This window comes from Dictyobacter kobayashii (genome assembly GCF_003967555.1).
Lineage (GTDB): Bacteria > Chloroflexota > Ktedonobacteria > Ktedonobacterales > Ktedonobacteraceae > Dictyobacter > Dictyobacter kobayashii.
This window is the reverse complement of the sequence record NZ_BIFS01000001.1, coordinates 1,702,769-1,718,241: the sequence shown is the minus strand read 5'-3', so window position 1 is coordinate 1,718,241 and position 15,473 is coordinate 1,702,769. Positions and strand designations below refer to the sequence as shown.

At 50.3% G+C, this 15,473-nt stretch carries 13 protein-coding genes; 9 read left to right on the top strand and 4 right to left on the bottom strand.

The features are described 5' to 3' along the window. Positions 1–65: 65 nt before the first annotated feature. A complete protein-coding gene (gene asd, locus EL645_RS07530) occupies positions 66–1,136 on the top strand; it encodes an aspartate-semialdehyde dehydrogenase (protein WP_126549447.1) in 1,071 nt (356 codons plus the stop codon). Positions 1,137–1,211: 75 nt separating this feature from the next. Here asd and EL645_RS07525 read toward each other — a convergent pair whose 3' ends face one another. After that, positions 1,212–3,038, bottom strand: a complete 1,827-nt coding sequence (locus EL645_RS07525) for a DUF2207 domain-containing protein (RefSeq protein WP_126549446.1) — start codon at positions 3,036–3,038, stop codon at positions 1,212–1,214. A 301-nt stretch (positions 3,039–3,339) separates the two neighbouring features. After that, positions 3,340–4,638 (bottom strand): S53 family peptidase, encoded by a 1,299-nt coding sequence (locus EL645_RS07520; RefSeq protein WP_161977203.1) that lies wholly within the window; start codon positions 4,636–4,638, stop codon positions 3,340–3,342. A gap of 455 nt (positions 4,639–5,093) precedes the next feature. Between EL645_RS07520 and EL645_RS07515 the strand changes: the two genes are divergently transcribed. The 3 genes from EL645_RS07515 (at position 5,094) to EL645_RS07505 (ending at position 8,941) form a co-directional block, all read left to right on the top strand. Further along, a complete protein-coding gene (locus tag EL645_RS07515; protein WP_126549444.1) occupies positions 5,094–6,173 on the top strand; it encodes a CHAP domain-containing protein in 1,080 nt (359 codons plus the stop codon). A 686-nt stretch (positions 6,174–6,859) separates the two neighbouring features. Then, entirely contained in the window at positions 6,860–7,720 is an 861-nt protein-coding gene (locus EL645_RS07510; RefSeq protein WP_126549443.1) for a CHAP domain-containing protein, read from the top strand. 225 nt (positions 7,721–7,945) lie between these two features. Then, entirely contained in the window at positions 7,946–8,941 is a 996-nt protein-coding gene (locus EL645_RS07505) for a CHAP domain-containing protein (protein ID WP_126549442.1), read from the top strand. Positions 8,942–9,004: 63 nt separating this feature from the next. Here EL645_RS07505 and EL645_RS07500 read toward each other — a convergent pair whose 3' ends face one another. Together EL645_RS07500 and EL645_RS07495 are read right to left on the bottom strand one after the other, a co-directional pair. Then, positions 9,005–9,337 (bottom strand): DUF5522 domain-containing protein, encoded by a 333-nt coding sequence (locus EL645_RS07500; protein ID WP_126549441.1) that lies wholly within the window; start codon positions 9,335–9,337, stop codon positions 9,005–9,007. A gap of 219 nt (positions 9,338–9,556) precedes the next feature. Further along, entirely contained in the window at positions 9,557–10,372 is an 816-nt protein-coding gene (locus EL645_RS07495) for an eIF2B alpha/beta/delta subunit family protein (RefSeq protein ID WP_126549440.1), read from the bottom strand. 397 nt (positions 10,373–10,769) lie between these two features. On the opposite strand from EL645_RS07495, the gene EL645_RS07490 reads away from it, so the two are divergent. The 5 genes from EL645_RS07490 to EL645_RS07470 all read left to right on the top strand — a co-directional run bounded on the left by EL645_RS07490 (position 10,770) and on the right by EL645_RS07470 (position 15,466). Next, positions 10,770–11,603 (top strand): aminotransferase-like domain-containing protein, encoded by an 834-nt coding sequence (locus EL645_RS07490; RefSeq protein ID WP_161977202.1) that lies wholly within the window; start codon positions 10,770–10,772, stop codon positions 11,601–11,603. Between the two features lie 40 nt (positions 11,604–11,643). Continuing rightward, positions 11,644–12,858, top strand: a complete 1,215-nt coding sequence (locus tag EL645_RS07485; protein ID WP_246035309.1) for an ISAs1 family transposase — start codon at positions 11,644–11,646, stop codon at positions 12,856–12,858. 42 nt (positions 12,859–12,900) lie between these two features. Then, on the top strand, positions 12,901–13,686 hold the full coding sequence (locus EL645_RS07480; RefSeq protein ID WP_161977201.1) for an aminotransferase-like domain-containing protein: 786 nt from the start codon (positions 12,901–12,903) through the stop codon (positions 13,684–13,686). 182 nt (positions 13,687–13,868) lie between these two features. Further along, positions 13,869–14,162, top strand: a complete 294-nt coding sequence (locus EL645_RS07475; RefSeq protein WP_126549437.1) for a hypothetical protein — start codon at positions 13,869–13,871, stop codon at positions 14,160–14,162. Further along, complete coding sequence (locus EL645_RS07470; RefSeq protein ID WP_126549436.1) at positions 14,159–15,466, top strand: gamma-glutamylcyclotransferase family protein; 1,308 nt, start codon at positions 14,159–14,161, stop codon at positions 15,464–15,466. The genes EL645_RS07475 and EL645_RS07470 overlap by 4 nt, the downstream gene beginning before the upstream one ends. Positions 15,467–15,473 lie beyond the last annotated feature (7 nt).

The following is a 15,473-nucleotide window of genomic DNA, read 5'->3' as shown; positions in this document are numbered from 1 at the left end:
AGGGACGGGATTGCGCGCGCATGCGGCCCGTCCCCTTTAGTATGAGACGGTGGAAGAACGAACCTATGGTGACACGAGATAAAAAGATACCTGTTGGTGTGCTGGGGGCGACCGGCATGGTAGGCCAGCGCTTTATTGAATTACTACAGGGACATCCCTGGTTTGAATTAGTGGCCCTGGGGGCTTCGGATAAGCACAATGGGCGTCCTTATGCCGAGGTTACCGGCTGGCGTTTATCGGGAAGTGATATGCCTGCTTCAGCCGCGAAATTGCCGGTGGTCGCGTGTCGACCTGACGCGATGCCCCAGGTGAAAGTCGTCTTTTCAGCCTTGCCCGGCGAGATAGCTGGTGAGATCGAGGTCGCGTTTGCTCAGGCTGGCGTGGCTGTTTTCAGCAATGCCAAAAACCACCGCATGGGCGCTGATGTGCCCTTGTTGATCCCCGAGGTCAATGCGGACCATATCGCCGCCATTCCGCGGCAGCAGAAGCAGCGTGGCTGGTCCGGTTTTATTGTAACCAATGCCAATTGTTCCTCGACGCCGCTGGTGATGGCCCTCAAACCACTGCAGCAGGCTTTTGGCATCAGTAAAGTTCTGGTTACTACCATGCAATCGATCTCGGGTGCCGGCTATCCTGGCCTACCTTCCTATGATATTTTGGATAACGCTATCCCATATATCGGTGGGGAGGAAGAGAAGGTGGAGAGTGAGACGCTGAAGATGCTGGGCGAGTGGCAGGAAGGACAAGGATTCGTCGATGCGCCACTAGTCGTGAGCGCCCACTGCAATCGTGTTGCGACCCGTGAGGGACATCTCGAATGCGCTAGCATCCAGCTGGAGCGGCAGGCGAGTCCCGAAGAGATTATCGCGGCCTGGGAGAATTATGTGCCGGAGTCGCAGGCTGCCCGCTTGCCCAGCGCGCCTGAACGGGCCCTACTCTACCGGCGTGAGATTGATCGCCCGCAGACTTTGCGGGATCGCGATGCTGGCAATGGCATGACTGTCACCCTGGGCCGCCTGCGTCCCTGCCCGCTTTTCAGCTATAAATTTGTAATGTTGGGCCACAATACTGTGCGTGGCGCGGCTGGCGGTTCGATCTTAAATGCTGAGTGGTGCGTGAACAAAGGCCTGCTCTAGCATTGCAAGCAGCAAAAAGAAAGATGACCCGTGCGTGACAGGTCATCTTTCTTATAATCATATGCTGATCGAGTTTTAGCCAGCACCACTGCCACCACCACCGCCCGCGCCAGCACCACCACCAAAACTACCACCACCAAAACTAGCCCCGCTGAAGTTGCCCGAACTTCCACCTCCATAGTTGATAGGTTGATACGAGTGCGAGTTCGTGATGATCATCATGGTTGCCAGATTGTGGTTATAGTTATAGTTTGCTGCATTGCTATAATCTGGTTCATTGGGTGAGTGTTGTCCAAAAGCCAGGAACCACGGGGGGAGTGCAGTACCCCCGAGCTGCTCAAAGTTTTGTATCCATTGATTTCCCCAGCCAAAACTGGTGGCATAGGGAAGATAGCGCATAAAGATGTCTTGCTTCTGCTCCATATCGCTACTGCGCATTCGATTATCATGCAACAGGGCATGCAGATATTTGTCAAAGGCCTGGCACTGCTTGATGAGCTGTATGCCCTGAGGGGAGAAGTAGCGCAGCGAGCCACGCATTATCAGCAGAATGAATGATGCTGGGAGAAAACCTAATGGTATCAAGCCCAGGGGCCACGCATATAAGTTGGCGGCTACAATTAAGGTCGCCAATGTACCAACCAGGCTGATAATAAAGAAGAGAAGACTTAGCCGACCGAGGTTTTTATGCGCGGGGGCATAAGTACTTTCCACCAGACCTCGTTGTTGGAATTCTTCCCGTATGGGAACGTCCAACGCTTTTAGCCGTGCCTGGACGCTAGTATAAACCTCTGAAAAAGGTACGGGTTGTGTACCCTCCGCTGGCCCTCCAAACAGGTTGGTGATCAAAAGGTTCTCGTAAGGGGTGAGTTGCTCGGGAACCGATTGTAGCTGTACACTGAAATCAGCCGGTGTCCGGGCTGCTTGTGTCGTTGTACTCTCATTTCCTACGATAGTTACTACACCACGATTGGCCAGATCAAGCAAGGTTCCCAGCGCCTGGTTAAAGCTGCCATTGCCACGAATAGGCGAGGTAACCAGCGCCCCTGCCACGGCTGGTGAGAGATCAGCTGGTGGTGTGGTAATGCTACCGGGTTGAATAGCGGAAGTGACTACTGGTGGCTGCCGTTTGCGCTGATAGAATATAGCCCCCAATATACTCAGGATAGCTATCCCAAATGCACCGAGCAAGCCAGGCCCTAAAAATGTACTAACCTCTTGCTGATTGCGCTGCCACTGCGGTTCCGCCTGGATCAAACTGCCTGCTTGAAACTGCATGCCTACTTCAATCGGGGTGTTATCAGTCAGGTCGCTGGCATTATACGTGACGCTACCCGCTGTCAGTGGTTGTGTGATGGTGGCTGGACCCTGGACGACGCTTGGTGCATTGATCAAGTGGGTGCGAGCAGGATAGTTAACCGTCACGCTGGCTTTTTTGATGTTATAGGCATAGTTGGTTGGAAGCGCATTCCAATCGAGCAAATCAGCTTGCCGGGTTTGCTGGATGGCACCCTGAACCTGATATGTCAGCTGGAAGGTATGGACTGTATCGCTTTGTGGCTGCAAGTGCCAGGTAACTTTGAGTGGATTACCACTTCCCACTTCATAGTTGCCCGCAGTCGTGCCCTGACCCATCGCATGGCCATCTATACTGGCACTGACAATTGAAATGTTATCTGTATGATCGGTTGGGATTTCTCGATATACAAAACTAAATGGTCCCCCGACAAAGCGGAAAGTAACCGCCTCAGTGATCAAAAGGTCGCCATTATTTTGAACATTGATCGTGGCATTAAAGAGATCTGCAGAATACTCTTTACCCGCCGCAGCCAGTGATGTTTGAGTGCTGGCGATGAAGAGTAGTAAGACCAGCGCAATTGTGCTGCAAAGCCTGCGGATCATAGGAACGCTCCTTATCCGTTATAACATATATGCATAAAAGATCAACATTGATTTGATTCTACATAAAAAATAGCACCGTAATATATTACGACGTCATAATAATGAGTGATTCAAATGTGAAATATCCCAATACGCTGTTTGTGGCACGGCCCCTGACGGTTCACGCTTACAGCGCTCAAAATTTTTATGCATTGATGTAAAAAATGCATTTACTTGCATTTGTTACATCAATGCATAAAAGAGAAAAAAGATAGGGGCGTCAGCGCCCCCAGGATGGCCAGACAGTTGGATGGCTGTGGTTTTACTTTATTTCTTTGATCAGGGCTGGTATGAGGTACGCGGCATTAGGTGTTCCAAGGCCAGTCACAGCATCCCAACCTGTTGTTGCGGAATAACCTTTGACTTTGGCGGTCAGGTTATCATTATTGCCTTGCGTGATATCACGGAAAGCTTGTTGATAGTCACTTGAAGTCGCGATTTTATAGAGGGCCGGATTGATAAATCCTAGCGGTCGGCCAGCCATTTGATTGGCGATGGCCATAATGGCGCTCCATACGGGCGCGCTGGCGCTGGTTCCACCGGCTTGCGTCCAGTTACCACTGATATAGACAGCCATGCCGGTGAAAGGATCGGCTACCGCTGAGACGTCGGGCACGCCACGGCGATTTTTAAATTGTTCCTGGGTGGCTGGTGGAAGCAGTTGCTGATAAGAAGGTATGCTATAGAATTGGCTGAAGCCGCCACCACTGCCGCTCCAGGCCTGCTCTTTGAAAACGCCATTATTATTAACCAGATTGGTGCCACCCACACTGGTAACCCAGGGAGAAGAAGCTGCGAAACTGGTGGTAGCTACATTGGCGATTTTTTTGCCTTGCATATCCGCATAATCCGTCGCGCCATTATCGCCAGAGGAAGAGAAATAGGTCATACCTTGCTGTGTGGTCCCTTTCTCCAGCAGTTGATCCCAGGCTTTTAGCTCGGCCTGCCCCTGCGCATCCTTAAACGTTAATTCTGAAGCACCCCAGCTATGGGAGACAATATTGCCGAGTTTGTTGTCGATCGCATACTGTTCTAGCTGGCGAAATTCAGGTAGTCCGGTGACCCCTTCAATTTCAGCCACAGGACTCACCAGTAGCACTATTTTGGCATCCGGGGCCAGGGCATGGATGATCTGTACATCTAGCGTGGTTTCTCCGGCCCAACCGGCTTTGTCATGGTTGGGATCATACTCTGGGACATTGAGTGGAGCAATGACCTGTAGATTGACGGGAGGAAGGTTGAATGTCTGATCAAATACCTGCATATCTTGTTGGATCGTTGGACTACCAAAGGACACGATATCGATTACAGTCTGGCCTTTGCCAGTATAGCCTTTCTGGTATAGCGATTGAATGCCATAAGCCTGGCGCATCGCTTTAGGGGTGAGGCAGGTTGGTAATTGTCTGATGCTGGCAGGGCAGGTCTCTATAGAAGTAGTGCCTGTCGCCGGGGTTGGAGTGGGCTGTACTCCATCCCCTAATGCTGATTGTGGGCTGCAGGCAGCCAGCAGCAGGACCATAGAGAACAAAGAGAAAAAAAGACGCAGGGTCGTGCGTTTCATCTTAGCTCCTAATTGCATTATTTTGTGGAGGTCAATAGATGCTGGCAGGTGCAATGTAAATAAGCAAACTTGTGCCTTTATTGCTGAGCGGCCAGATCAATCACATGTACTATGAATGTTACCATATACTACCATGGATGATGGTTGGTTGACAGCAAACAGGTAACTCATTAAACATGAAATTAGAGTATTAAAGGCAATATGTGCTCGTTCCGCGAAATATGTAATGGATATAATCAAATAAATCGTGCGTAAAATAGAAAAGTTATTATATAGCTTAAAGCCATCCAATATCCATTTTTAATAATTTATGCTGTAGGAGTATTTTCCTATGGAAAAAGAGTATATTTGATCTTCTAACATTGCGTGGTACAGTTATGCTTATGAGTTGAGTACATCTGGTGTCGGGTCGTATTGTCGTAGTGCAGCTCAGCTGAATTGTGAAGGTATTACGTATGTTGTCTTCCGAGCGTTATCGTAAGCGTCAAAATCTCTATCGGCAGCGTAGCCGTATAGCTCCCCTTGTAAATGAAGCTACTCCACATAATATTCCGATTGAGCAGTTGCCTTTTCCTGAGAACATGCAATTTTTATCTTATGATGTAGTCCACACTCCACCTCTTTTCCCACCGATAACCGCGGGTGAATATATTTCTCCTGCCAATGGTACTTTTCATCTTGTGCCGCCGGGAGAGCGACAGATCTCTCCAATGTCTGCGGCGCCGCTGGTACCTCCCGGCGAGCGTATGGGTAGCTATCCACAACAGTTACTGGTTGAGCAGAAAACAGAAAAGACTGTCACGCCTGCAAGGCCCAATGCGATTGTTCCCTCGCCTCTAATTATTCCTGGAAAGAGGACCAAAAAATCGCTAGCTGTTGGGTCTCCGTTGCGCGGTAGGCGCTTAGTTGTGCATGGCGCCCTTAGTTTTTTACTATTATTTATTGCTCTGGGAGTAACTATGGCTCTGGTCCCCGTGGATAACAGCGGTCATATGAATAGTAGCCTCCCTTTTAATTTTCATATCACCTCGGTACGCACAAACGATACTGCCTTGATCACGGCCCAGGTAGCTACAGCGACTGCGGTTACCATCGATGGTTATGATCCAGGAGGTGGTCGTGTTTATGCCGGTGTTAAAGCGGCCCCTCTGGATGCCCACATTCCCGCTGCTGATTATGGCCGACTGAGCCAGTTCTTTTATGGCCAGTGTACCTATTGGGCCAATATGCGCTACCATCAGGCTACCGGCCACTGGATACCCTGGCTGGGTAATGCCTATCAATGGGCCTACCAGGCACCCGCTTATGGCTGGACCATTTCTGATACTCCCAACCCGCAAGGCAAATCGATCATAGTTTTTGGTCCCTATGCTCAGGGAGCTGGTGCTTATGGACACGTAGCGGTTGTCGAGAGAGTGAATGGGGATGGAAGTGTCTTGACCAGTAATTGGAACTGGAATGGTGCCTGGGCCACCCTATCCTGGCGCACATTCTATCCCGGCCGAGGCATCAGCTTTATCTGGTATCCTGACTAGTTCTTAAGATAGTTTCAGCCTCTCATTACCATGGAATGTATGTCGCTCCCATACAGACGTGCGCTGGCGCGCCCGAGACTTTTAATTTATTCTGTAGCGCAAACAGTGCGCCCGGCGCACTGTTTGCGCTACAGAATAAATTGTATATGAGCTTTTGTGCTTGTAAAGCTTATAATTGTTTTATGATGTAGTGTGGAAAATGTGCAGCGCACATTTTCCACACTACATCATAAAACAGGTTCGGGCGCGCCAGCGCACGTCCGCACAGGAGCGACACACATCCCATGGCAATGGGAAATGCCGCATTTAACAACCCTTCGCTAATTGCCGAGGAAACAAGAGGGACTCTGAATGCCCCAAAGGGAGCAAAAATTATTTTAACCTCTAAGCAAATACCCCTCTTGATACCCGGCAAGAGAGGCATTCTGCCATATTAAAAATCTTTATATTCAAATACATGATAGTTATATAGTCCTACAAAAAGTCTGATTAATTGACTGAATCACCACCACTTAGGTAAAGTCAGGTTGAGTATTTGAAAAAATCGATCTGGAGCGTCATCTTTGATGCACCTTTGTAAGACTGAAGGTAATGTATATGTTATTTCGTGATCGTTCTCGTAATGCCGATAATGAACAACCCAATGGCGTTACCTCTTTTGCGCAGATGGGGGAGGCGCTCCGAGCATGTTGATGGAGCAGGAGAGCTTTCCTGACCCAAATACTCCGATGCCTGCCCCAGGCGATGCGCAGTCTCCGCTGGTTCCGATGCCTTTAAATACAGCTATGATTCCTGGTACAGCAAAAGATACTACCAGGTCCCTGCGTGAACCAGTACTCATTCCTGGCACCGGTAAGAAAAGTTCGGGTATGTTGCGTCCTCCTAAGGGAAGGCGCGCAGTAGTACATATCGGTGTTGCCGTTGTCCTCATTGCAATCTTATTTGGCGCGTTGGCCGCCGTTTTACCCGCGGGTAATGGTCAGGCAAGTGGGAGCCTGGCAAAGATATTTAATCCCAGTTCAGATATGAAGACTTCCCACCCCAATGATACTGCATTGATTGCAGCCCAGGCCGCCACAGCTACTGCTGTGACCCAGGACGGTTTTGATGCCGGTAACCAGGTATATGCTGGTGTACAAACTGCCCCTACCACCATTACTTCCAATATTCCTGCTTCAGATCAAGGTAGCTTAAGTCGCTTCTTTTATGGCCAATGTACTTACTGGGCCAATATGCGCTATCATCAATTGACCGGTCACTGGGTCCCCTGGCTCGGCAATGCTGGTGACTGGGCCTACCAGGCTCCTGCTTATGGCTGGAAGACCTCTTCAGTTCCTAATCCCAATGGACCATCGATCATTGTGCTGGCCCCATATACACAGGGTGCTGGCGCCTATGGTCACGTAGCGGTTGTTGAGACGGGTGTGTCAAATCCCTATAACGGTGTTTCAACCAGTAACTGGAACTGGAACGGCAATTGGGGAATTACAACCTGGGTAACGTTCTATCCAGGTGCTGGCGTCACCTTTGTCTGGTATCCCAGTTAATCGATATTTGCAGATGAATGGAGATAGAAATACTCTATCTCCATTTTACTTTTTGTACAGCCTCTATTGAGAAAAAAGTAAAAACTGGATAGGCCCATAGTCCTAATAAGTGTCAATAAATTGACGCAGATAGGCATAATTAGATAAATTGTGGGCGGAAGTCTAGAGACGCGCAACTGATTGCGGCTCTTAACAGATGTTTCTATCCAATTGAAGGAAGTATACATGTTTTCGAATGAACACACTGCTACGTCATCTGACGTAGAACAACTGGATTTTGACGCTCCTGTCCAGCCTATGGGCGGTGTCGCAACATCCCAGGCCCCTGGTGAGCAATTGCCAATGGTGGTGAAGGAGAAGCAGACGGGGGAATTGAAGCCAGTGACAGTTTCCAATGCGAAAAAGGAACTTACTTCCCCTCAACGCGGGCCTGTCTTGATTCCTGCGACTGCTAAAAAGAGTTCCGGCACATTGCGTCCTCCCAAGGGAAGAAGGGCTGTCATCAATGTAGGAGCCACAATCGTGCTCATGGCGGTTGTGATTGGTGCTCTGGCTGCGGTGATCCCGGTGGGTTCCGGTTCGGCGAATGGCTGGGGAAAATTATTTCAGCCAGGTTCTAATATGGTTACATCCAGACAGAACAATACGGCTTTGATCGCGGCCCAGGCGGCCACGGCCACGGCGGTGACGCAGGATGGATTTGAATATAATGGAGCTGGTGGTAAATATAGCTGGGCTGGTGTACAGAATAATTTTACGCTGCCCGATGGATCGCAGACCACGGCCCAAACAAATAACTCGCAGCAGTCAACAGGCTCAACTTCGACTGGTACGACCGGGGGCATCTCATCCAGCACTGGCACGATTGCTGATAGCAGTTTTAACAATCCGTTTACTGCCGGACAGTGTACTTATTGGGCTGATTATGAATATCATCATTTGACCGGTTACGCGGTTCCCTGGACCGGAAATGCTTCTGCCTGGGCGGCGAATGCCAGTGCCTATGGATGGAATGTTTCTTCTCAGCCGCATGTGCCCTCGATAATCGTGTTGCAGCCGGGCACACAGTACGCTGGCTGGGCTGGTCACGTAGCTGTGGTTGAGAAAATAAATTCCGACGGTTCGGTTGCCACCACCAATTGGAATGTGGTTGGTTGGGGAGTATTTTCCTGGAATAACTACACCCCTGGTCCAGGCGTCTCGTTCGTCTGGCATTCATAAATTGAACTAGTTTACATTAATCTATAAGAGAAGACGAATCATAATTTGTCTTCTCTCATTTTTTTATTTTATGCCCCATTGTTCCAGGAGCCGGGTATAGTGGGCGACCATTTCCTGGTGCCTGGCTTTTTCTGCAGGTTGGCAATGTTGGAGTTCTTGTTCGTGGTGGGCCAGTAAGGTCTGGGCGGCACAGGTTGATTTGGGTGAGACGCGTGCGCGTTTGATGCATTCGGCTGGAAGCGGCTGCCAGTGGGGATTGTTGCGCCAGTTGATATAGGGACAATTCCGACATTTATTGGAACAACAGAAACCTCGACGGATAAGATAGCCACGTGTTGCCACGTATAATCCATTAGCTGTTACCTCCCAATCCCCTTCTTCCTTCCTCGAATACATGGTTAGACCTTTCCCTGTACCCTCTACAAGGTTTGCTGGCACAGTTATGCTGAGAATGCTTCACATTGTGAGTATTGTAACTGAAAAAAACTAATCAAGGCAAGCTTGCTTGTCCTTATTTTTGCCATTTTGCTAGCAGGCGTTCGTTGGCCCGTGTTGTGACGGCAATCTCCCGAATACCTCTGCGCTCTAGAATCCCATTCTCTGTAATCACATGCGTTAACAGGCGATAAGGGTATGATCAAAATAGAAATTACGCACCTTGATACCAGCAGGGGCGTCCTTAAAGACCTCCTCAGCCTCTTTTTCTTCCAATAAGGCCAGATTACTGTTGATACGAGCTGGATCGTGCTCGTACCAGCGTTTAGGTGAAATTTTGAGGGTCTCGCTTAACACATAAAATGGCACACCATGCCCATGGGCGGCCCAGGCTAACAGGGCAGTGCCTGCCTTATTCAGGATATCGCCGTTCACCAGGATGCTATCGGCCCCTACAACCACGGCCTGGCACTGTGGCAAAAAGATGTCAGCCTGGGCATCGGTAATGATCGTTACAGGCAAGCCTTTTTCGTGCAATGCCTGGGCCATGGCACGTCCCTCGTAACGTGGACGACCCTCCAGAACCGTAACATGTTCGATCTGCTCGCGTAGCGCTACCAGGACCTCCAGAACCGTCCCAGAGATGCTACAGGTCATCAAGTGTCCTCGTAGATATGGGCGGGCATGTTCAGCCAGGCGCTCGGTAGCTGACTCATAGTCGGTCAATAGTTGTTGGGCTGCCTGACCCATGGCTGCTAGCCCTTCTTCATGTACCTGGATCACGCGCCCGACTGCGCTGGAGAGGGCCTCCATGGCCGGCCTCGCTTGCGCCAGTTCTCTGGCACTGGAGGCTAATAAGCGCAAGCGATCAGCTTCTGAACGTTGTTGATCCTGGGCGAGATCGCGGAGAATGGTAATGGCTTCCTTGACCAGCCAGCGTGAGCCATGTTCTCGATCTGCACATACTTGCTGAATACGTTGTTCTACAGTTTCCATATGCAATTATTTTACTCTCAGGAGACGACAAATGGAAAAATTCTCTAATGATAGAGCGTTCAATAGTTGCTAGTTGTGCCCATCAGATTGAGTGCAGCCAGCCACAATTGTTTTTAATAATCTGTTCCCTTAATTCGTCTTTCCATTGGCTAGACGATGTGGTTTAGTGTAGCATAACCTCCAGCCCCCTGGATACTCCCGACTAAACCGCATCGCTTTTCTCCAGTTGCCACTGCCTTTACTATACGTGAAAATGGGGTCACAAGGCACTCTATAGCTTGCCCTTCTACTCATGTTCTACAATTGGTCGGGTGGACGTTACCCTCAATTGGCTCTTGTGGGTTGTCGATTGGATTGGTTACACTGTGTGATATCAGGAGCCAATTGGGAGGAATATATGGGACAAGCCCGACCACATTATCAGCCATTACCTTTATTTATGGCATCCATCCGTTCGTTTATCCACCTTGAGCGTTCAAATGGTACCCCCTTGTATCGGCAAATCAGCCAGGGGCTGCGCGAGGCCATTCTTTCGGGAGAATTGCCAGAAGGGACTCGACTTCCGCCTGAGCGCTCTCTGGCACAGGAGCTAGGTGTAAATCGCACGACCATTATGAATGCCTATAATGAGCTGTCCTCTGAAGGCTTGATCGAGGGACATGTTGGGCGAGGGACGTTAGTGAAGCGCAGCTCTTTTCGGCCTGAAGAGGATTATTTTGATCAGACGACCCCCTCCTGGTTGTTGGGCCTGGCAGCCAATGAAGGCGCTTTGCTGGGACCCGATGCCCGGGTATTGAATGAATTGACTTCGCTTAAGGAGCAAGAGGAGACTATCTCGCTGGCCCAGGGAACTCCTCCATCCGATATGTTGCCAGCTGAGCTGATTCAGTCAATTATAATGGATAGCTTGCCCGAAGCCCGGCTGAACGCACTGGGTTATTGTCCTGTGGATGGTCTGCTGAGTCTGCGGCGTAGCATTGCTGCCAGGATGCGTAAACGGGGTGTGCAGGTGGATGTACAGAATATTCTGATCCTTTCTGGCTCTACTCAGGGTCTGGGCTTGCTGGGGCGTTTCCTGCTCTCTCCAGGCGATGAAGTGGTGGTAGAGGTGCCAACGTACCTGGGGGCCATTCAGATGTTCCGGGCATTGGGCGCGCGCATTATTGGTATTCCTACTGACAGGGCTTCGCAAAAGTCCGGGGGAGGTGAAAAAGAAGAGTCAATCCAGTAGAATGAAAAAAAAATCAAGGTCATTCGAGGAAAGACTCTGCATGGAATATAGCACACTGAAAACGGAAAGCAAGACCATTCAAGAAGTAAGCCCATCGCATCTGCGTTCGTTGTACGACATCTGTGCGCAGATCCCTGATCAGCGGGCAGCCCGAGGGAAGCAATATGCGTTAGCGGACGTGCTCATCGTGCTGATCCTGGCCAAACTGGCTGGGATGAAAAGCCTGTTGGGAGCCAGCGATTGGGCGCGAGACCAAGGAGAGAGGCTGCGCGAGCAGTTGAACGTGAAGTGGAAGCGTATGCCGTGTGCCAATACGTACAAATATGCGCTCGCTCGGTTGGAGAGCCAGCAGATCAATGAACGATTTCGAGATTGGTTGCTACGGCAGGAGGCAGAAAGCCGATGTGGTGACGAACCCAGTCGTCTCGCGATGCTGGCAGAGCAGCGCGCTGTTCATGTGGCCATTGATGGCAAAGTGTTGCGGGGAACCGGTCAGCAGAGCTATGGAGGAGAAAAGCCGCAGAGGCATGTGTTGCATGTGTATGAAGTGCAAACAGGAATTGTCTTGCATCAGTGTCCAATTGCCGACAAGCAGAATGAAGTCAGTGCCCTCAAGCCGCTGTTGACCGAAGTGCTCTGCAAAGGGCGCATTTTCACCGTCGATGCTGCTCAAAGTTATCATGCGTTTGGACGCATGGTAAAACGGGCAGGAGGAGAGGTGATTCTGATCATCAAAGACAATACGCCCGTGACTCGAGAGGATCTGGAACTCTTTTTCGAAGATCCACACGCTGATCGAAGCACCTGGCACTCCTATGAACAGGTCGAAAAAGGTCATGGCCGACTGGAGCGGCGCCACCTGCTCACCTCACCGGACCTCAACGAGTTTCTGGATCGAGAATGGGGAGAAGTTGGGCAGGTCTTTCGATTACAACGGGAACGCAAGACGGCAGAGAAAAGGAGCGTAGAGGTCGTGTACGGATTGACGACCTTGAGCCGAGAACAGTGTTCGATCCAGCGGCTTTTCCGCCTCATCCGCGACCACTGGGCGGTGGAAAATCGTCTCCATGGGCGCCGTGATGTGACGTTGGGAGAAGACCGATGTGGCGTTCGCGTTCCTCCTGTCGCTCAAATGCTTGCCGTACTCAACTCGCTCGTGCTCTCCTTGATGGATATGCATCAGGTTTCCAATGTGGCTCGTCAAATCCGGCGATTTGCATCTCACCCAGAGGAGGCCCTTGCTTGGTTACTCTGACTTTTGCGAAGCCCTGTTCCTACTGATAGTGAAGGGATGCGTGTGGATCTGCTGGAGGCAATTCTGGCCCGCCGCCAGCCGCGCTTTATCTATACGTTGCCGACTTTCCAAAATCCTACCGGCGTCGTGATGTCATTGGAGCGCCGCCGCCGCTTGTTACAACTGGCGAAGCGCTACCAGGTGCCTATCGTTGAAGATGACGCTTATGGCGAAATCTACTTCGGGGAAGAGGCTCCTCAGCCGCTCAAGGCATTGGATACCTATGGAAATGTGCTGTATTTAAGTACCTATTCGAAGATGCTGGCTCCAGGGCTGCGTGTGGCCTGGCTGGTCGCGCCCGAACCGGTTATTGAGCGCATGGGTCTATATAAACAAACCTTTGATCTCAATACCAATGCTATCGGGCAGTGGATTATAGCCGAATTGATGCAGCGCGATCTCCTAAATGAGCATCTATTGCGGGCTCGCCAGTGTTATCAACATAAATTGACTTTGATGTTAGACGCAATTGAGCGTTACTGGCCCGCCGGTGGACGTGTCTATCCACCCGCAGGTGGGATGCATCTCTGGTATCGCCTGCCTGGAGATATGCGGGCACGGCATTTGTTGCGCGAAGCCGCCCATGAGCGGGTAGCATTTGTCAGTGGCGAATTGTTTCATGTGGATGGCGGAGGACATCATTATATCCGTTTGAGTTTTGCATCTCCTGAAGAGAAACATATCACGGAGGGTGTGCGCCGTATCGGTATTGCGATGAGACGTTTGATGGCCCGTAGAACGCATTCAGACGAGCGAGATCTCCCCATTGAACGACTACCAGTAGTTTGACTCTTCGATCCTGATAAGCGCATATATTTCTACCTCTTGACCATTTGAGTCGCTTGCCGATTCTCTGCCCCATTAGTCCTATTGATTTGGTAGACACGGGCATTATGAGTATCTTAGCATGATAGAAGCTGTATTTTTGATTGAACTGGTGGGCATGTGAATGGAAGGAGTTTGCAATCAAGATGGAGCATAAGCAGCAAAAGAAATCAGATGGACCACAAGAACCCAATGAGGGGACCCCATCAACATCCGCGGAACAAAAAGAGCAGTCGCGCGTTGAGGTCGTGCCGGGTGTACCCATTGTGCGTAGCAATACCCCTCGCCCGCTCTCCTATGAGATGATGGTCTCTTCGGGGGGCAGTATCCGGCTGGCAATCAATCGGACTCAGCACCTATTCCGCCTTTCCCGGCCAAAGCACCATCTGCTCCTCCTTTACCTGAAGAGATTGGTGAGCGCGAGTCAGAGAAGGCTGTGACGCCATCCAACACAGAACATCCTAAACCTTCAGATGAGGCCCAGGAGTTTATCTGGTTGTTTGAATATGGGCTGGAGATGGATGCCGCGATCTTAAATAGTCCCGAACGCCTGGATGGCCTGGCCCTCCTATATGGGCCAGCCGTCCTTAAAGGTTATTCATTGGTCGTTGGTGCCCAGCGCATCCATGGCAGTACCGGACCCACAATTGTAGCGATCAGCCCCAGCCTGGATTCCGATGCTGAAGTGTGGGGGGTATTATATCGCATTCCGCGGCGTGTCTCTGAACCGAACGAAAATGATCCATCCCTGCTGGATACTATTCATGCCGCGATTACACCACAAAATTTTTTTAAGGGAGTCCAGGTTGTGGTATATGAGACCTATCGGGAACGTGAGATCACAAGTACTGCCTATGTTGCAACCGATATCGCATATCAGCAGTTGCATTTTTCATTGGCTGAGCAAGGAGCTGGTGACCCTGCTTTTATGCAGCGCCTGGCTACGATTGCCAGGAAACATAAATTTCCCGAGCGCTACATCGAGAGCCTGGAACAGCGTTTGAGTCCGGAAGGTGAACAAGCATTGAGAGAACACTTTGTGGGTCAGCGCTCAAGAAGTATCAGCGCTATTAACAGTTCTTCAGAAGAGAGTACCCTGCACAATAGTGCACTTGGTCAGTATATGTCTCATTCATCACAGGTAGCTGGTCTGCATTCTGCCCAGGTTTCAGAGATACGTTCAGCGCAAATGCCATCTGGTATCAGGCCGGTGCCTTCCAATGAAGCTGTGACCTCCAATGAACATAATACAGAGCCTCTGCCAGCTTTTAGAGAGCACCTCTTGCCATCGGCGGATTTGATTCCGCGTTCGTTTATGTCGCAGTCAGCACACCAGACGCAGCGCTGGCTGATCACTTTTGCCCTCTATCTGGTCTCTTTGCTTTTAATTGTGTTGATTGTGGCGATTATTCAAGGCCTGGGCCTGGCTAATGGGATCTTTAATCATAATTTTTCTCCTCTGGGTGTACCCTGGCTGGTGATGATGTATGGGCTCCTGGGAGGCTGCATTAGCTGCATTGTCACCCTGGGCCGATTACAATTAGATCGTCCACCTACTTTTATCATTATAACCTGGTTTACACGTCCATTTATTGGGGCCGTACTGGCGATTTTAAGCTATATTTTGTTGACCAGTGGCATGTTTTCCTGGAGCGAAAGCATGAGTCGCAATATTGCCTTTTTCTCTCTGGTTGGTGCCCTGGCTGGTTTGTGCGAAGGACGCGTCTTTTTTCGACGCTCATAAATACTAC

What these genes read in the sequence shown, in the direction of transcription:
- EL645_RS07475 (WP_126549437.1), top strand. Translation starts at nt 13,869, where the DNA reads ATGGAGCATAAGCAGCAAAAGAAATCAGATGGACCACAAGAACCCAAT.
- EL645_RS07485 (WP_246035309.1), top strand. Translation starts at nt 11,644, where the DNA reads ATGGAATATAGCACACTGAAAACGGAAAGCAAGACCATTCAAGAAGTA.
- EL645_RS07510 (WP_126549443.1), top strand. Translation starts at nt 6,860, where the DNA reads ATGTTGATGGAGCAGGAGAGCTTTCCTGACCCAAATACTCCGATGCCT.
- EL645_RS07490 (WP_161977202.1), top strand. Translation starts at nt 10,770, where the DNA reads ATGGGACAAGCCCGACCACATTATCAGCCATTACCTTTATTTATGGCA.
- EL645_RS07520 (WP_161977203.1), bottom strand. Translation starts at nt 4,638, where the DNA reads ATGAAACGCACGACCCTGCGTCTTTTTTTCTCTTTGTTCTCTATGGTC.
- EL645_RS07525 (WP_126549446.1), bottom strand. Translation starts at nt 3,038, where the DNA reads ATGATCCGCAGGCTTTGCAGCACAATTGCGCTGGTCTTACTACTCTTC.
- EL645_RS07505 (WP_126549442.1), top strand. Translation starts at nt 7,946, where the DNA reads ATGTTTTCGAATGAACACACTGCTACGTCATCTGACGTAGAACAACTG.
- EL645_RS07500 (WP_126549441.1), bottom strand. Translation starts at nt 9,337, where the DNA reads ATGTATTCGAGGAAGGAAGAAGGGGATTGGGAGGTAACAGCTAATGGA.
- asd (WP_126549447.1), top strand. Translation starts at nt 66, where the DNA reads ATGGTGACACGAGATAAAAAGATACCTGTTGGTGTGCTGGGGGCGACC.
- EL645_RS07515 (WP_126549444.1), top strand. Translation starts at nt 5,094, where the DNA reads ATGTTGTCTTCCGAGCGTTATCGTAAGCGTCAAAATCTCTATCGGCAG.
- EL645_RS07495 (WP_126549440.1), bottom strand. Translation starts at nt 10,372, where the DNA reads ATGGAAACTGTAGAACAACGTATTCAGCAAGTATGTGCAGATCGAGAA.